At 65.5% G+C, this 18061-nt stretch carries 10 protein-coding genes and 3 pseudogenes; 8 read left to right on the top strand and 5 right to left on the bottom strand.

The window, feature by feature from the left end:
• Positions 1–11: 11 nt before the first annotated feature.
• The gene (locus G205_RS03510) at positions 12–689 is read right to left on the bottom strand and encodes an aspartate/glutamate racemase family protein (RefSeq protein WP_009356766.1); all 678 of its coding nucleotides are present in this window, start codon (positions 687–689) and stop codon (positions 12–14) included.
• Between the two features lie 394 nt (positions 690–1083).
• On the opposite strand from G205_RS03510, the gene G205_RS03515 reads away from it, so the two are divergent.
• Positions 1084–1356: a cupin domain-containing protein gene (locus G205_RS03515; RefSeq protein ID WP_009356767.1), complete on the top strand. Its 273-nt coding sequence runs from the start codon at positions 1084–1086 to the stop codon at positions 1354–1356.
• An 82-nt stretch (positions 1357–1438) separates the two neighbouring features.
• Here the strand turns inward: G205_RS03515 and G205_RS03520 are convergent, their stop codons facing one another.
• A complete protein-coding gene (locus G205_RS03520) occupies positions 1439–2341 on the bottom strand; it encodes a LysR substrate-binding domain-containing protein (RefSeq protein ID WP_009356768.1) in 903 nt (300 codons plus the stop codon).
• A gap of 169 nt (positions 2342–2510) precedes the next feature.
• Here G205_RS03520 and solA point away from each other — a divergent pair, with 169 nt between their 5' ends.
• The 6 genes and pseudogenes from solA (at position 2511) to G205_RS03550 (ending at position 12206) form a co-directional block, all read left to right on the top strand.
• Positions 2511–3692 carry an N-methyl-L-tryptophan oxidase gene (gene solA, locus G205_RS03525; protein ID WP_009356769.1) on the top strand — a complete coding sequence of 394 codons (1182 nt, stop codon included), beginning with the start codon at positions 2511–2513 and terminating at the stop codon, positions 3690–3692.
• Positions 3693–3747: 55 nt separating this feature from the next.
• The gene (locus G205_RS03530; protein WP_009356770.1) at positions 3748–4422 is read left to right on the top strand and encodes a haloacid dehalogenase type II; all 675 of its coding nucleotides are present in this window, start codon (positions 3748–3750) and stop codon (positions 4420–4422) included.
• A gap of 76 nt (positions 4423–4498) precedes the next feature.
• Positions 4499–5180: pseudogene (locus tag G205_RS03535) on the top strand (ABC transporter ATP-binding protein); the annotation flags it as partial.
• A 228-nt stretch (positions 5181–5408) separates the two neighbouring features.
• A complete protein-coding gene (locus tag G205_RS03540) occupies positions 5409–6956 on the top strand; it encodes a TIR domain-containing protein (RefSeq protein WP_009356772.1) in 1548 nt (515 codons plus the stop codon).
• Positions 6957–7302: 346 nt separating this feature from the next.
• On the top strand, positions 7303–10944 hold the full coding sequence (metH, locus tag G205_RS03545) for a methionine synthase (RefSeq protein WP_009356773.1): 3642 nt from the start codon (positions 7303–7305) through the stop codon (positions 10942–10944).
• A gap of 29 nt (positions 10945–10973) precedes the next feature.
• Positions 10974–12206, top strand: coding sequence for a saccharopine dehydrogenase family protein (locus G205_RS03550; protein WP_009356774.1), 1233 nt, complete (start codon positions 10974–10976; stop codon positions 12204–12206).
• Between the two features lie 16 nt (positions 12207–12222).
• On the opposite strand, the pseudogene G205_RS03555 reads toward G205_RS03550, so the two are convergent.
• The 3 genes and pseudogenes from G205_RS03555 to G205_RS03565 all read right to left on the bottom strand — a co-directional run bounded on the left by G205_RS03555 (position 12223) and on the right by G205_RS03565 (position 16587).
• Positions 12223–12974 (bottom strand): annotated as a pseudogene (locus G205_RS03555) (alpha/beta fold hydrolase).
• 201 nt (positions 12975–13175) lie between these two features.
• Positions 13176–16042, bottom strand: a pseudogene (locus G205_RS03560) (ATP-binding cassette domain-containing protein).
• Positions 16039–16587, bottom strand: a complete 549-nt coding sequence (locus tag G205_RS03565; RefSeq protein ID WP_009356775.1) for a hypothetical protein — start codon at positions 16585–16587, stop codon at positions 16039–16041. Before G205_RS03565 ends, G205_RS03560 begins: the two are co-directional and overlap by 4 nt.
• A gap of 119 nt (positions 16588–16706) precedes the next feature.
• On the opposite strand from G205_RS03565, the gene G205_RS03570 reads away from it, so the two are divergent.
• Entirely contained in the window at positions 16707–18002 is a 1296-nt protein-coding gene (locus G205_RS03570; protein ID WP_235046767.1) for a wax ester/triacylglycerol synthase domain-containing protein, read from the top strand.
• Positions 18003–18061: the final 59 nt, after the last annotated feature.

Consider the following 18061-nt stretch of genomic DNA (forward strand, 5'->3'; position numbering starts at 1 on the left):
GTGGGCGGTAGTCAGGAGTCTTTGCGGCGGAGAACAGTGCTGAGCTGGGTCATCCCTGAAGCCGGGGAAGTTAGGACGGCGGGTCCGCCGGGCTCGCCCTGGGTTTGTTCGATAACGCGGGCCATGGACGCCTGGGCAAGAACGACGACGTCGGACGCCCCGGCCAATTCTCCGAAAGCCTCGAGCACCAGCTTGTCGTGCAGTGCGCGGTCGCCTGCCCGGAGGGCGTCGAAAGCGCCCTCGGCTTTCCTTGCGCTGATGAGGGGCCGTTTGTCCTGCCGTTGGGCTGCTTCCTGGACGAGGCGGGTGGTTGGCCCGAGGGTCGCCGAAAGGGTTGCGAGCACGCCGATCCTGTGTCCGGACGCGACGGCGAGATCGGCCATCGGAGCGTCAATCCGGAGCACGGGGATCGAGACGAAGTCGCGGGCGGCTGTGGCCGCTTCGCCAATTGATGAGCAGCTCACCAGCAATGCCTGTGCGCCCGATTCCTCGGCGTAGCGCGCGTAGTCGACCAGCCGCCGTCGGACATGTCCGGGCGTTGTTCCCCTGCCAATGGTGTCCCGGAGCAGGGACTCGTCCACGTAGTGCAGCACATTCAGTCCTGGTACTACGTCCGCGGCGAGGGGTTCCATTTCCGTCACCAGGCCGGGAACAGTGTGCAGCATGGCAAGCACCGGAGTGTGATTCATGTGGTTTCTCCCTTGTTGAACGCCGTTGCCCCGCTTTCGGGTTTCGCCTCTCAAGGGCAACAACCTGGACTGCGCTCGGCGTCAGACCAGCGTATGGGACAAGAAGTGTTGGACTATCGGTGTCACTGATAACTCATTTTTTCGACAAGGGAAAGAAGTGGGCCTGTTGCTGAACGCGATAGATAAGAAATTTCCTCATAGCCCTATCGTCAATTGTTGACAATTGCTACTCTGGGCTGCGTGCCTTTCCAACGAGGGGGAGGTGCAGCGGTACTACGGGCACAGCCCAAGAAGGAGCAGCTATGGTCAAGGCGACCGTAATGAACGACGCAACAACAGCAGACCCGGGCGAGCACCAGCCAAGGAAACGTCAACTACGCCCGGCCAGACCGAAGTGTCCTACCGGCTCTGGGCAAGGGAGGATCTCAGGACGGGCATCTGGGAGGTTACCCCGGGCGAATTTAAGAGCACCCGTCCCGGCTACGACGAGATCTGCCAGATCCTCAGCGGAAGCGGAACCATCACCGAACCGGACGGCAGCAGCTTTGAGATCGGCCCCGGCACCCTTTTCGTGACTCCCGCCGGCTGGGAGGGGCACTGGACCATCCGCGAGACTGTCCGCAAGATGTGGGTTGTCAAGAACGTCCCCGCAGATGCGGAGCAGTAAGCACTGAGGCTGGGGAAGGGGGGCCTGGAGCAGCGACAGCTGCCCCGGGCCCTCCTTCTTTGTGCCCCATAGTGCCTGGTTGCTACGAACCGATCCTCGCCGTCAAGCCTTGCTGCAGATGCTCCAGCGCCGCGGTGATCCGTCGGGGTGTCCTGACCGTGGCGGGATAGAGGGCGAAAATATCGGCGCTCGGAGTCGGGATATCGGGGAGGACCTGCTGCAGGACTCCCTGCCGGATCAGCGGATCGACGTGCCAGGTAGACCGCATGACCAGCCCAAGGCCCCGGACGCACCAGTCGGTGACCACATCGCCGTCGTCGCTGATCATGCTGCCCTTGACGTCAACGTACTCCTGCTCCTTTTCGCCGAACCGCCACAGGGAGTAGTCGGCGTTGTTTTCGCGCAGGACAATGCAGTTGTGCCGCTCCAGGTCCCTGATGGTGGTCAGCGGCGGGGCGCTTTCCAGGTAGCTGGGCGCTGCGCACACGATCCTTCGGTTCCGCGCCAGCAGTTTCGCCTTGAGCCTGGAGTCTGACAGTCCTCCCACCCGGATGGCGATGTCGAAGCTCGTGCCGGAGATGTTCAAGGGCAGTGGTGAAAGTTCCAGGTCCACCTGGATCAGCGGGTGCTGCCGGGCGAAGTCGGCCAGCAGCGGCGCGATGTGCGTGCGGCCGATGCCCGGGCTGGAGCGAACGGCGATGCGTCCCCTGAGCTCCACCTGCTGCACGGACAAGGCCTCTTCGAGATCGGATTTCTGCTGCAGGATGGCCAGGGCGCCTGCCGCATAAAGTTGCCCCTCCTCGGTGAGTGTGAGCCTGCGCGTGCTGCGCCGGACGAGCGGTACCCCCAGCCGTGACTCTAGGGCGGTCAGGCGTTTGCTGACCGCTGACACGGACTTTCCCCAGTTCCTGGCCGCTTCCGTCAGGCTCTGCGAGCGGGAAATTTGTTCGAAGAAATCCAAATCATCGATCGAGCTGAGATCCATGGCTGCTTCTTTCCTTCTTGGCAACAATGCATTGTCTCATGGGTCCTTATTCAGTGGTTTCTTGTGTCGTACGCTGATTTGACGGAAAGCACGGCCCCGCGGAGAAGCCCTGCAGAGGCAGGCTCCGGAATCTGGAAATGGCGTGCACCAAGGAAAGCAGGATGGAACCATGGCACTCGAAACGGACGTCGTCGTCGTCGGTGTGGGCTCGGTGGGAAGTATGGCGAGCTGGCAGCTCGCCGCACGAGGTGTGCGGGTCATTGGAGTGGACCGGTTCTCGATACCGGGCCCCTTTTCCGCCTATGCCGGGGAGTCGCGGATTTTCCGCAAGGTGTACGCGGAGGGCGGGCATTACACGCCTCTGCTGCAGCGGTCGCAGGACCTCTGGCGCGAGCTGGAAAAGGTCAGCGGCACCGAGCTGCTCAAGACCACGGGCGCTGTCACGATCTACGACGAGCACAATCCGCGGCTGGGACCACTTCTCGCAGCCGGGAAGGACAACGGCCTGGACTTTGAGTTTCTTCGGGGCGAGGAAGCCAGGGTGAAGTATCCCGAGCATGTCATCAGGGACACGGATGTCACCATCCTTGACCCTGAGGGTGGCTATCTCTGGTCGGAGAAGGCCGTGACCGCCGCCTTGGCGGAGGCAACCCGCCTGGGTGCCCGGTTCCTGGGGAACCGCAAAGCGCAGAGCGTGGAGCAGCACGGGGACGGGTACATCGTCCGTACCGACCAGGAAGAAATCATTGCTTCCAAGGTGGTCATTGCGCAGGGCAACGGTGCGGGAGCGGTGTGCAAGGAACTGGGTGTCCATCTGTCCGTGCGGCCGCAGATCCTGACCTGGTTCCCGGCGAAGGATCCGGCTGTGTTCTGCCGGAAGGATATGCCGGTCTTCCTGCGGAGGGCGGAGGAGGACGGCAGGCCGGACAGGGCGCAGTTCTATGGATTCCCGACAGCTGACGGCTGGACGGTGAAGGCCGTTGCGAGCGTATACCTCGATGAGGTGGAGTCCATGGAGAAGCCTCCCTCCTGGGACCCCCAGCACCTGGATACCATCCGGGCCTGGGTGCGGGAGTTCCTTCCCGGCCTGGTGCCGGAACCCTTGCGCGTGGCGGTGTGCGCCGACGGCCATTTGCCTGATGCCACCGCACTGTTCGGGGAAGTGCCGGGCATGGACGGGGTTGTCGTGGCGGCTGGCTTCTCCGGCCACGGTTTCAAGATGGCCTCCGGGCTGGGGGCTATTGCCGCAGAGCTCGTGCTGGACGGCACGACGGGGACCGACGTCAGCTTCATGAATCCCGCGAGGTTCCTCGGACCCGACGCACGGCTCACCTCACTGGCTTTGAGCTAAGAACTCCCTCATCTGCAGCACCAAAAACACAAGACAAATCAGGAACGGATCAATCATGGCAAACACCAGCTTCCGGCCGAAGTACATCTCCTACGATGTCTACGGCACGCTGATCAACTTCACGATATACCCCACCACCCAGCGACTGCTGGCCGGCCGCATCCCGGATGAGCAGTGGCTGGCCTTCAAGAAGGTTTTCCGCGCCTACCGGTTCGATGAGGTCAATGGCGACTACAAACCTTACGAGCAGATCCTTCAGGATGCCTTTGACCGCGCCTGCAAACGGTTCGGCATCGGCCCGACCCCCGGCGCGGGCGCAGAGCTCGCCGAGGCTGTCAGCAGTGCCGTCGCCCACGAGGACGTGCCGGCGGCGCTGAAGCTCCAGGGCGACAACTACAAGCTGGTGGCCCTGTCCAACGCGGACGACAGCTTCCTGGACATCAGCATTCCCAAGCTCGGCGCGGAGTGGCACGCCGTGTTCACCGCTGAGCAGGCGGGCGCCTACAAGCCGCGCCTCCAGGCGTTCGAGTACATGCTGGACCAGCTCAACGCGGCCCCGGAGGACTTCCTGCATGTCTCCTCGCACCCGCTGTACGACCACATCCCGATGTACAACATCGGCTTCCGGGACCTCGTCATGCTGGACCGGGCCGCCGAACCCTTCGCTGAGGGCTACAACATCACCTTGGTGAAGTCCCTGGACGAGCTGAACAAGCAGCTCGGTCTCTAAAGCCGGCTTCGCGATAATCAACGGCTGCTGAGGGACGGCGCACCTGTTACTGCAGGCGCCGTCACTCAGTAGCCGTTTTTTCGTGGCGGAGCCGGGGCCGACGGTCGCTCGCGATCGTGGGGCGCACCGGAGCGGGGAAGACCACGCTGGTGAACCTGATGATGCGGTTCTACGAGCTGGATGCGGGGCGGATAACGCTCGACGGCGTGGACGTCACCTCGGTGCCGCGGCGCGAGCTGCGCTCGCGGATGGGGATGGTGCTGCAGGATACGTGGCTGTTCGGCGGGACCATCCGGGACAACATCGCGTACGGCCGGCCCGGCGTCACCGAATCCGAGATCCTCGAGGCCGCCCGGGCGACGTACGTGGACCGGTTCGTGCGGTCCCTGCCGGACGGCTATGACACGGTGCTGGATGACGAGGGCGCGAATGTGTCTGCGGGGGAGAAGCAGCTGCTGACGATCGCGCGGGCGTTCATGGCCCGGCCGTCGGTGCTGATCCTGGATGAGGCGACGTCTTCGGTGGATACCCGGACTGAAGTGCTGGTGCAGAAGGCGATGAGTGCGCTGCGGTCTGACCGGACGTCTTTTGTGATCGCGCACCGCCTGTCGACCATTCGCGACGCCGACCTCATCCTGGTGATGGAGGCCGGCCAGATCGTGGAGCAGGGCACGCACGCCACACTGCTGGCCGCGGGCGGGGCTTACGCGCGGCTGTACGAGGCCCAGTGCGCGGCTCCTGTGGCGGAGGACCTCTAGGGGCATTTTGGGTGCTGGAGAGGGATGAAACAGTTCACGGATTTCTATTGAACGCACGAGAAGTTCCGGGGCGCGAGTTAGCAGACGCTCGACGTAGAAAGCAGGGTGGGCTCCGGATGATCACATAATTCCTCCCCTGAGACCTGTAATGTAAATCCACATGCGCTTCGGCGATGAAGTTGGGTGCCGAAACAGATGACTAGAAGAAATTTTCCATGGGGGGAAGCTTTGAAACACAAACTCGACGAAGTATTCAACGAAGCGGGGTTGCCTGCTCTGACCTACGTTCCTCCCGCCGAGGCTCAGCAGCTCAAAGGCTCCTTGTTTACTAGGGGCAAGCACGTCACCCTAGTTGGCCCTTCCGGAAGCGGCAAGTCCACGGTTGCCAATAGCACTTTGAAAGCGCTTGACCTAGACGAGAATAAGGTACACGCCTTTTCAGGCCGTAACTACGCTGAAAGTACTAGCATCCTGGAGGTACTCGGACAGGAGTTCCGCGTTGCTCCAACTACGGAAGAGATCTTGCCCTGGCTCAAACTTTACGACCTGGTAATGATCGACGATGTTCATCATCTTTCTTTAGGCGCGCGAACGGAGTTGGCCAAATTTCTTAAGCTTTGGCATGAGGTTGGAATCCGATTCTTCATGATTGGGATTGCAAAAACCAGCGAGGAAATTCTTGGTCTTGACCCTGAACTGGCGATACGGAACGACACGTGGCACTTGGAGTCTCAGTCGACCGAGTTTATGGAGAAACTGCTTAAGAAGGGCGAAGCAGCTTTGAATATTCGGCTGGACGACGAGAGTAGGAGCACCGCGATAGCGGCGGCACAAGGTTCTCCGTCCATTTTTCAAGCCATATGTCGAATCGCCTGTGTCGAAGCGGATGTCTTTTGGACAGGCGAAACCCTGGTGGATGTCCGAGTCGAGCTACCACTCATCAGGAACGCGGTGGTCAAACAGTATGATGGCCGCTATCTTACGAAGATCGTCAGTCTGGCTCGTGGGCGACGTCAAGCCCGCTCGGTTTATGACACCTACTACGAAATCGTTCACTTTGTAGCACGGAGTGGCAAGCAACAGATTTCGCAGGACGAGCTGTATCACAACGTTGTCGGCAGCGCTGAGGCTAGCGCTAAGGATGGTCTCAGGAACAGCTTTTATCGCGCGATGAAAGCACTGCCCGAAGTCATTCGAGAACATGAGCTCTCAGACATTCTTATTTTCGAGAACGGCACTCTCACTATTGATGACCCCGTCTTCAGGTTTTACCTCGACCACCTTGATTTTTCGAGGGTTCGTTCGCAGGTTAACATCCGGCGTCTTGGTTATGAGTACGACGTGGCCGTCTCATTCGCCGGAAGTGACCGCGCCACGGTGAAGAAGCTCGTTGACACTTTGAAGGAACGAGGCATGGAGGTGTTCTACGACTTCGACTCGCAGGCGATCCTCTGGGGCAAGGATCTGCGCGTCGAACTCGGACGCGTCTACAGTGAAGATGCTCAATTTATGGTGGTGTGTCTTTCGGATGCTTATCCCGAAAGCGACTGGCCTGCTTTTGAATTCGAAATTGGGAAGAACGCCGCCCACAAGCGCACAGGTGACTATCTCCTCCCCCTCATCGTCGGACCGACGCGACCAGCCATCATCGGTCTACCAGCTTCGACGGGCCATATAGACCTCGCCCACAGAAGCATTGAAGAAGTAGCAGACCTGCTGCAGGAAAAACTTGCCACTCTACCCCCGCTGCGGTCCGAGGTGTCGGCATCAGTCTGAGCTTTTCACAGACCCTGTAGTCCGCTGGCTAGAAAGTAAGGGAGCCCCTCCAGGCCTGCTGAGTATTTCTGGCTTCGGAGAGGGGCCTTTGCTAGTTTGCAATTACATTTCCGCGCTAACCCAAACTCCTGCCCCCAATACGGCGCACAGGGGCAGGAGTTTGGTGAGGAGGGATTCGCGATGATGCCGTGAGGCGGATTCGGTATTTGACCAGACATACGCTTACCCGTGCGCCAGATGCACTCTTCGGTTCGTGCCGTGAGGGCCTCTCGGACAGCCCCCCACCCCGCCGTAGTACACAGAAACACTAAGCAATGTACTTGGCCCCGCCGCGTAACCTTGTTTGATGCCCCGTTTTGCGCTCGACATCGAATCCGTGCCCCGCCCTGCCCGCGCGCAGGAGCTCCTTGACGCCGTGAACCACAGCGTGGTCATCGTCGACGGCGCCATGGGCACCATGCTGCAGGGCCGGGACCTCACCCTCGAAACAGACTTCCAAGGCCTCGAAGGCTGCAACGAGATCCTCAACGACACCCGGCCGGACGTCATCGCCGACATCCACGACGCCTACTTCGCCACCGGCATCGACGCCGTGGAAACCAACACCTTCGGCGCCAACTGGTCCAACCTCTCCGACTACGGCATCGATGACCGCATCGCCGAGCTCGCCCTGAAGGGCGCGAAGATCGCCCGCGAACGTGCCGAAGCGGCAGAAGCAACGGACGGCCGCATGCGCTGGGTCCTCGGTTCGATGGGCCCGGGCACCAAGCTCCCCAGCCTCGGCCACACCAGCTACGACTACCTCAAGCAGACCTTCGCCCTGCAGGCCGAGGGCCTCATCGACGGCGGCGCCGACGCGTTCCTCATCGAGACCAGCCAGGACCTCCTGCAGACCAAAGCCGCGGTCAACGGCTGCAAGCAGGCCATCGTCTCCAAGGGAGTCCGCCTTCCCATCTTCGTCGAGGTCACCGTCGAGACCACCGGCACCATGCTCATGGGCTCCGAAATCGGCGCCGCGCTCACCGCGCTGGAGCCGCTCGGCGTCGACGCCATCGGCCTGAACTGCGCCACCGGCCCGGACGAGATGAGCGAGCACCTCCGCCACCTCTCCAAGCAGTCCTCCGTCGCCATCGCCTGCATGCCCAACGCCGGCCTGCCCGTCCTCGGCGCCAACGGCGCGCACTACCCGCTCTCACCCACCGAGCTCGCCACCGCGCACGAGCAGTTCGTCCGCGAATTCGGCCTGGGCCTGGTGGGCGGCTGCTGCGGTACGACGCCGGAGCACATGGCCGCCGTCGTCGAACGCCTTGCCCCCTTCCGCGCCCAGGCGACGAAGGCCGACAAGACCCAGCCCGCCCGCGTCCCCACCGAGCGCGAAGCCGGCATCGCCTCCCTCTACCAGCACGTGAACTTCGACCAGGAGTCCGCCTACCTGGCCATCGGTGAGCGCACCAACGCCAACGGCTCCAAGGCCTTCCGCCAGGCCATGCTCGAAGAGCGCTGGGACGACTGCGTGGACATCGCCCGCGAACAGATCCGCGTCGGCGCGCACCTGCTGGACGTCTGCGTGGACTACGTGGGGCGCGACGGCGTCGCGGACGTCAAGGAGATCGTCTCCCGTTTCGCGTCGGCCTCCACCCTCCCGCTCGTCATCGACTCCACTGAGCCGCCCGTCCTGCAGGCCGGCCTGGAACTCATCGGCGGCCGCCCGGTGGTCAACTCCGTCAACTACGAGGACGGCGACGGCCCCAACAGCCGCTTCGCCCGCATCATGCCGCTGGTCAAGGAACACGGCACCGCCGTCATCGCCCTGACCATCGACGAGCAGGGCCAGGCCCGCACCACCGACGGCAAGGTGGCCATCGCCTCCCGCCTCGTCGACGCCCTGGTGGGCGAATGGGGCATGCGCGTCGAGGACATCATCGTTGACGCCCTGACCTTCCCCGTCGCCACCGGCCAGGAGGAGACCCGCCGGGACGGCATCGAAACCATTGAGGCCATCCGGCAGATCACCGCCAAATACCCCGGTATCAACACCACCCTTGGTGTCTCCAACGTCTCCTTCGGCCTGAACCCGGCCGCGCGCATCGTCCTGAACTCCGTCTTCCTCCACGAGGCTACCGAAGCGGGCCTGACCAGCGGCATCATCGACGCCGCCAAGATCGTCCCGCTCGCCTCGATCCCGGAAGACCAGCGCAAGGTGGCCCTGGACCTGGTCTGGGACCGCCGCGAATACGACGCCGACGGCAACACTACTTACGATCCGCTGGCCATCATGCTCGACATGTTCGCCGGCGTCGACACCGCAGCCCTCAAGGACCAGCGCGCCGCCGAACTCGCCGCGCTGCCCACGGGCGCGCGGCTGGAGCGGCGCATCATCGACGGCGAAGGCAAGGGCCTCGAGGAGGACCTGGACCTGGCCCGCAGCGAGGGGCTGACCCCGCTCGGCATCATCAACGACCACCTGCTCGAGGGCATGAAGGTGGTGGGCGAACGCTTCGGCGCCGGTGAGATGCAGCTGCCGTTCGTGCTGCAGTCCGCCGAGGTGATGAAGAACGCCGTCGCCCTGCTCGAGCCGCACATGGAGAAGTCCGACTCCTCCGGCAAGGGCACCATGGTGATCGCCACCGTCCGCGGCGACGTGCACGATATCGGCAAGAACCTGGTGGACATCATCCTCACCAACAACGGCTACAAGGTAGTCAACATCGGCATCAAGCAGGGCATCGCCGAGATCATCGCCGCGGCCGAGGAACACAACGCGGACGTGATCGGCATGTCCGGGCTGCTGGTGAAGTCCACCGTGGTGATGAAGGAGAACCTCGCCGAGCTGCAGTCCCGCGGCATGGCCAAGAAGTGGCCGGTGATCCTCGGCGGCGCCGCCCTGACCCGCGCCTACGTGGAGCAGGACCTGGCGGAGCAGTTCGACGGCGTGGTCCGGTACGCCAAGGACGCCTTCGAGGGCCTGGCCCTCATGGAGCCGCTGGTGCGCGTGGCCCGCGGCGAATCCCCGGACGACGTCGGCCTGCCGCCGCTGAAGAAGCGCATCCACAAGGGCGGCGCCAAGTTCACCGTCACCGAGCCGGAGGCAATGCCCGGCCGGTCCGACGTCGCCGCCGACAACCCCGTGCCCGCCCCGCCGTTCTGGGGCACCCGCATTGTGCGCGGCGTCGCCCTCCACGATTTCGCCGCGTTCCTTGACGAGCGCGCCACCTTCATGGGCCAGTGGGGCCTCAAGCCCGGCCGCGGCGAGGACGGCGCCTCCTACGAGGAACTGGTGGAACGCGAGGGCCGGCCGCGCCTGCGCTACTGGCTGGACCGCATCCTCGCCGAAGGCATGCTCGACGCGTCCGTCGCCTACGGCTACTTCCCCGTCGTCTCCGAAGGGGAGCAGGTGGTGGTCCTCCACCACGGTGAGGACCGCGACGGCGTCCTCGGCACCGCGGGCCTGCTCGCACCCGACGGCGGTTCAGGCGGCCCGATCGGCACCGACCGGCTCCGCTTCGACTTCCCGCGCCAGCGCCGCGACCGGCACCTGTGCCTCGCAGACTTCGTGAAGTCCCGCGAGTCCGGCCAGATCGACGTGCTGCCGGTGCAGCTGGTCACCGCCGGTTCGAAGATCGACGAGTTCACGGCCAAGATGTTCGAGGCCAACCAGTACCGCGACTACTACGAGCTCAACGGCCTGGTCATGCAGCTCACCGAGGCGCTGGCCGAGTTCTGGCATGCGCGTATCCGCAAGGAACTGGGCTTCGCCGCCGAGGAACCCAAGGACACGGCAGGGTACTTCAAGCTCGACTACCGCGGTGCCCGGTTCTCGCTCGGCTACCCCGCGTGCCCGGACATGGAGGACCGCCGCAAGGTCACCGAGCTCCTGAAGCCGGAGCGGATGGGCGTCATCCTCAGCGACGAACTGATGCTGCACCCCGAGCAGTCCACCGACGCGTTCGTGTTCCACCACCCGGAGGCGAAGTACTTCAAGGTGTGAGTGCCATGCCGCTGTGAAAGGCTGCAGTCATGGACACCACATCTCGGGAACATGACCTCGTTCTCTACGGAGCAACCGGTTTCGTTGGCCGACTGATCGCCGGCTACGTTGCGGAGCATGCACCGGCCGGGCTGCGGGTTGGACTCGCGGGCCGGTCCACGTCCAGGCTCGAGGCGGTTCGGTCGGAGTTGCCGGCCGCGGCGCGCGGATGGGCCCTCATCGAGGCCGACTCGGAGGACGCGGACTCAATCGCCGCCCTGGCTGCGGGCACACGCGTGCTCTTCTCCACCGTCGGCCCGTACGCGAAACACGGACTGCCCGTCGTCGAGGCCTGCGCACGGGCGGGTACCCACTACGCCGACCTCGCCGGTGAGGTGTCATTCATCCGGGAGGCGATCGACCGCTACGACGTTCTGGCCAGGACGAGCGGGGCCAGGATCGTGCACTCCTGCGGCTATGACTCCGTCCCGTCCGACCTTGCCGTACTGCTGCTTCATCAGGCTGCAGAGGCCGATGGCGCCGGCGGTTTGGCCGAGGTCCAACTCGTTGCCAGGGCCAAGGGCGGCATCAGCGGAGGCACGCTCGAATCGATGCGCGGACAGCTCGATGCGATGCGGTCGAGCACTGCCCTGAGGTCCTTAACCGCGGACCCCTATGCCCTAAGCCCCGACCGCACGCGGGAGCCGACAACGCCACAGCCTCCTGACGCCGGTCCTGTGCGCCGTTCCGCTGACGGCACCTGGACCGCGCCTTTCATCATGGCGCAGTTCAACACCCGGATAGTGCGCCGCAGCAACGCCTTGCAGGGCTGGGCTTACGGCCGCTCCCTTCAGTACGGCGAGGTGTTGGGGGTGGCCCCCGGAGCGGCAGGAGCGGTCGCCGCCAGGGCAATGGCAGCCGGGCTCCGGGCATTCACGGCCGCGATGGCATTCCCGCCAACCCGGAGGGTGCTCGACCGCTGTCTTCCGGCACCGGGTACGGGTCCGAGCATCAGCACGCAGCGCGCGGGCTGGTTCCACTCCCAGGTAACCGCCTGCACCGAGGACGGCCAGCGTTACCAGGCGATTGCTGCCGGCCCCGGTGATCCCGGCTATGCCGCCACCGCCGTGATGGCAGGGGAGACTGCACTCGCTCTTGCCCTCGACGGTGACCGGCTGCCGACCGCCAAAGGGTCACTGACACCGGCCACTGCACTGGGCAACGTGCTCATAGAGCGACTCCGTGCGGCCGGCCACACCTACCAGGTAACCAAAGTCGCCTGAACGATGCTGGCGCCCGTCACGAGCGGGTATCAAGGTAGTGCAGAATGGCCCGGGCCGTCTCCTCCGGGGCGCTGACGTGGGGGCAGTGGCCGGTGGCCTGAAGCTGCACCAGGGTGCTGTGTTCCAGATTCTTGTGCAGGTAGGCGCCCACTTCCGGCGGGGCAAGCCGATCGTCGGAACACTGCAGAATCAGGCAGCTGGTCCGCACCTTTTTCAGTTCAGGGCGGGTGTCGGAAAAGAACGTTACCCCGGCGAAGTGCCGTGCGATGGCCGGATTTGTCCGGCAGAAACTGGCACGCAGATCCTCTGCCAATTCCGGCTCCTGGGGGTTGCCCATAACCATGGGCGCAAGGCCGCGGCCCAGGCGAAATAGTTGCTGTCCAGGGATGCGAGCAGGCCTTCGATGTCTTCCCGCGAAAACCCGCCCACGTAGCCGTCGTACGGGTCATCCGTATGGCGGGGTGAAGGAGCGAGCAGGACCAGCTGGGAGAAACGGTTGGGGTCCCGCACCGCGGCGATCACGCCGATCATCGTGCTGACGCTGTGGCCCACCAGGATGACGTCCTCAAGTTCAAGGGCGGCGCAAATCTCCAGCAGGTCTGAGGCGTAACCATTCAGGGACCCGTACTTCTCCCAGTCATACGCGCTGATATCGGAGTGTCCCGCACCAACATGGTCAAAAAGCACCAGCCGGTAATTATCAGCGAAGTAAGGCAGCAGCTTCCGCCACATTGCCTGGTCGCAGCCAAAACCGTGGGCAAACATCATCACGGGTCCGTCATCCCGGCCCGTTATGGTGACATTGTTCCGGCCGATGACGGCAGCAGCTGCTTCGATCACGTTCTCCCTGACCCTCCGTAGGGTGGCATCCTGTCCAAGACTATCCACGGGAAATAGCGAGTCCTAGGGAACAGCACACTATGACGTTCACCAGGGACTGTTCTTGCATACACAGCCCAGCTACTGTTTTCACGCCCCGAGTTGAAGCGGGTCCCTGTCCTGGACGTGTTGGGCCTTCACAGCCTGTGCGCCCAAGTTCGAGACCGGCTTCACCCGCCGGAACGCGGCCAGCACGGCCCGCCCGATCACGGTGATGCCGATGATCGTGGTGACCGCGCGCAGGGTGTCCCAGCCTGCCGTCGACGTCACTAGCGAGTACAGCAGGAAGCTGGAAAGGTTGGTGCTGAGCGGCGCCCCGGGCTGGTAGGAGATGCCGGTTCCGGCACCGACGGCGAACGGCCAGAACCACAGGTTGGTCAGCAGACCGAACAGGTAGGACGCCACTGCCCCGTAACCGCACAGCATCCACAACTCCGCCTTCCCGCGCACCCGGCGGGGGAGCAGGCCGGCCCCGGCACCCACCCACGCGCACGCGAAGATCTGGAACGGCGTCCACGGCCCGATCCCGCCCCACAGCACGCTTGAGACGGCGATGGTCGCGGCGCCCAGCAGCAGGCCGAACCGGGCACCGAACGCGCGCCCGGCCAGGATCAGCAGGATAAAGACCGCCTCCACGCCCCCGACACCGGTGCTCGCCACGCGCACCGCCGAGCCGACGGCAGCCAGGACGCCGAGCAGCGCAACCATGTGTGCCGACCGCACCGAGCCGTCCAGGGAAACGACGACGGCGACGGCGGCCAGGGGTGCGATCGCCAGCGCCGCGTACGGGACGGCCGCGGCGGCATCCTGCGGAAGGGCCGTGGCAAGCAGCGGCCAGCAGAAGGCGCCGAGCGCCAGCAGGTTGGCCGCAGCGAGGACCGGAAGCTCGACGGCGCGCGGCAGCCGGATGCGGCGCGGTTTCACGGCGCCGGGGAGATCGGTCCGCCGGTCTGTGAACTGTGGTGCCGCGATCGGTGCCGGGGCGGCGCTGGCTGCAACGGCCGGGGCCGCTTCGGCGGCGGGTACGACGCCGTCGCGCATTGGCAGGATCCGGGCGCCGAGACGCTGCGCGAAATCGTGGTCGTGGGTGGCAATCAGGACGGCTGCACCCGCGTCGGCTGCAGCCCGCAGTGCTGCGGCGACCGCCGTGCGCGCCGCAGGGTCCAGCCCGCGGGTGGGTTCGTCGATCAGGAGCACCTGCGGATCGTCCATTGTCTGCAGCGTGATGGCGAGGATCCGGCGTTCACCGGCGGAAAGGTCCCGGGGGTGCTCGTGCCCGATGGGGATGGTCACGTCGCCCCGCAGCCGGGCCAGGCGGGACGCCGCAAAGCCAGGCGCGGGCTTGCCGCCGTTCTTCCGGCGCGCAAGGCGGCGCTCAGCAGCGCGGAGCTCGCCGGCGACGGTGTCCCGGGTGAAAAGGTCGTCCGAGGCGTCCGGCACCAGGGCCACCCGGCCGCCGTCGGACGTGATGTTCCCGCTGATCCCGTCACCTGCCTTGCCGTCGCGCGCCTTGTTATAACGCAGGGCAAGCGCCACCAGCAGGGACGACTTTCCGGCACCGTTCGGCCCCACCAGGGCCACCACTTCGCCGCGGTGCAGGGTGAGGAATGCGTCGCGCACCAGCGGCTGGCCCTTGCGGTGCACCGCGAGGTCCGCCGCCGTCAGCACGGGTGCGTCCTGCGCCGGCTCGGCCGGGGACGGGCGGACATCAGCCGCCCGCGGCGAAGCGGACGGCGCGGCGCCGGGGACCCCTGCAGTTGGAACCAATGCGCCGTCGTCGATGGTCCACCACGAGTCGGCGACGGGGAGGAGCGGCTCCGCACGGTGCTCCGCGACGATGACGCAGACGCCGGCGTCACGGGCGAGGGCGTGGAGCACGGCGGTGACGCATGCGCGGGCTGTCGTGTCCAGGTCGGCCAGTGGCTCGTCCGCCAGGAGCAGGGCGGGATGTTCGACGACGGCGGCGGCAATGGCCACGAGCGTCGCCTCACCCGCCGAGAGGGTGCTGAGGTTCCGGTCCAGCAGCGCGGTCACCCCGACGCTCTCCGCGACCTCCCGCACCCGCGCCTTGGACGCGTCGGAGGGCACGCCGCGCAGTTCAAGGGCGAGGGAGATCTCGTCCCGGACCCGGGTGCTGGCGAACGCGGCGCGCGGGTTTTGCAGGACGACGCCGACCAGGCGTGCGGTATCGCGCGGGGGAGTGGCGGCGCGGTCGGCCCCGGCCACGCGCACGGTGCCGGCGACAGCGCCGCCGTCGGCATGGGAAAGGAGACCGGCGATGCCGCGGAGGATGGTCGACTTGCCGGAGCCCGTCGGCCCGGTGATGACATTGATGGACCCGGGCGCTGGCGCGAACCCGGCCACGTCCACCTGCGCGTCACCGATGCGGAAATGCGCGTCCCGGATCAGGACGGGTTCTGCGGTGCCGCGTGCGGCTGGTGGGACGCCCGGCTGCCGAAGCCGCGCAGCTCCAGGGCGGCGGCGACCCGGCCGGCGTGCTCGAGGGTGCGTTCAAGGATGGGGACGAGGGCGCGGGGCCCGAAGCGTTCGCCCCGCAACCGGAAGGCCAGGCGGACGGAGTGCACGGCGTCGGCGAGGGCGGGGAGCGCAGCCCAGGCCACCACTAGCATCCGGGCGATGCCCTGCATCGGGCCGCCGCGGGCCAGGTGGACGAAGCCGCGGGCCACGTCCACGAAGGAGTTGAGGATGCCGAAGCCCAGGATGATGCCGGCGATCGGCAGGGCGGAGAGGACCGCCTCCCACAGGCCGGATCCGGTGACCGGGCCGAAGAGCACCACATGCGCGTACGGCGCGGGCAGCCGCACCGGCGGCAGGTCGAGCAGGACCGGAGTGCCCCTGCTGGCGCCGTTGAAGAGGACGCGGTAGATGACCCGCGCCGCGATGAAGATGGCGGCCAAGGCCACCCCAGCACGTAGCGGCGCGGGTCGGAAGGTCATGCCTTGGGTGCGGCCGGTTCGCCGTCCACCGTGTAGAGCAGTTCCAGGCTCTCGCCCGGGTTGAGCTTGAGGCTGTCCAGGCCTTCTTGCGCGTAACCCCACGTGCCGGCGGCGGGCTTCACCCAGAGGGCCCAATAAGAGACAGTGTTTTTGTCATCGCACGCTTCGCGGAGAGTGCCACCCTTGTGCTTGATGTCGAAGTCCTCAGCAGGCACACCGTTGACACGGCACGCGAAGCTCGTGGGGTACTTAGCGGTGCCCTCGGTCTTGATGTCGGCCTCGTCGAGAATCTCGGAAGCGACGGTGGGCTCGGTGACGTCCACGCAGGTGGAGGTGTTGGCGGCATCCTGCTTCAGGGCGCCGGAATCAACGATGACCTGCACGCCGTCGCAGTTCTCAGAGGCTGCGGCGGACGACGCTGCGGCCGTGGTGGCCGGTGCGGAGGCGGCGGGCTGCTCGGCGGCCGGCGCGGAACAGGCGGCGAGGGAAAACAGGAGACCTGCGGCGGCGAGGGAGCTCGCGGCGGCGGTGCGGATATTAGTCAAAGTCACCTGTCAAGGGTAGGCCGTTGCCCCACAGGATCCGGAGGCCGTCTCTTTGTGTGACGCCAGGTTTTCGCGGAAACCACCTGACAGGCCGGGTACTCCAACGTTAGCGTCGAGGCATGCATTCAGCGACGCAAAGACTGGCTCCTGCTGATGAGGCGAACCTGGTGCTCGACCACGCCGGCCAGGTCAACGTGTTCCTCGTCGCCGGCCTGCTTGCGCCGGGCGGGTTCTTGGCTCCGGACGGGACGCTGGATTTGGCGGGGCTCAGGGCGGTCCTTCGTGAACGGATCGCAGAGTTGCCGGCGCTCAGCAAGAAAGTAGCCAAGGTGGGCCGCCGGCACCACTGGGTCGATTGCACACCCGACGTCGAGCATCACGTCCGCCTTGTGGAGCCCGTGGACGGTCTTGCAGGGCTTCAGGACAGATGCGCCGAGCTCATGGGCCAGCCGCTCGCAGCGGACCGTCCGATGTGGGAGATCCTGGTGGTGCCCGGAGCTGCTGAGAGGGGACTCGGCGTCGTGCTGCGAATCCATCACGCCGTGGCTGACGGGATGACGGCGGCGGTCATCGTGCAGCGGCTCTTCGATCCCGGCGAACCGCGGGAGAGAGCAGGGAATGAGCAGCATAACAGCGGGCCAGCGGAGATACCGCGGGACCCTCTGCTGCGGGATCCACGCCGTGCACTGCGTCGGCTGAGGACGGGTCTGCGCCGAATCCGCAAGACCTTGTGGGGCAACGGCGTGGGCCGCACGGTGCTGCTCGGTGAGCGCAGCGCGCACCACGGCGTCGCTTTTCTGCAGGCAGACATCGAAGCTCTGGAGACGGCAGTGCGTCCACGGGGTGCCACGATAAACGACGCACTGCTCTCAGCGTCCGCTTCCGGCTTCCGAGCGCTCTTGATGGCTGCCGAAGAGCCGATTCCCGCGTGGCTGCCGGTGTCAGAGCCGGTGGCGCTGCGCCGCCGCGGGACTGCCGGGAACCAAGTGGGAATCATGCTTGTGCGGCTGCCGCTCGGCGAGCCCGACCCGGACGAACGCTTGCGACTCATCTCAGCGCAGACCCGCGAGGAGAAGCCGCGGGCAAGGGACCAAGGCACCCTGGAGTTCATGCGCGGTCCGGTGGGCGCTCGCATCATGGACCGCCTCGCGCGGCGGCAGCATCTGGTGGGCGGGTTCGTCACCAACGTGCCAGGTCCGGAAGGCACTTTCCGGCTCGCTGGCGCTCCGGTCGCAGCGCTCTGGCCGGTTGCGGTCCTCGCTGGCAACGTGCGGCTCGGCGTCGCGGCGGTCTCCTACGGCGGCAATCTCTGTTGTGGAATCCACTTCGACGCATCTAACGTGCCGGGCGACGTTTTTGTGTCTGCCATGGGCGAGGAGCTGGCGCGTCTTGGGAGGGCGCCGTCAGGTCCCTGATCGTTGAACCATGACAGATGGAAGATGAACGACGGCGGGAGGCCCGCCGTCGTTCATCT

This window comes from Arthrobacter nitrophenolicus, assembly GCF_000332815.1.
Taxonomy (GTDB): domain Bacteria; phylum Actinomycetota; class Actinomycetes; order Actinomycetales; family Micrococcaceae; genus Arthrobacter; species Arthrobacter nitrophenolicus.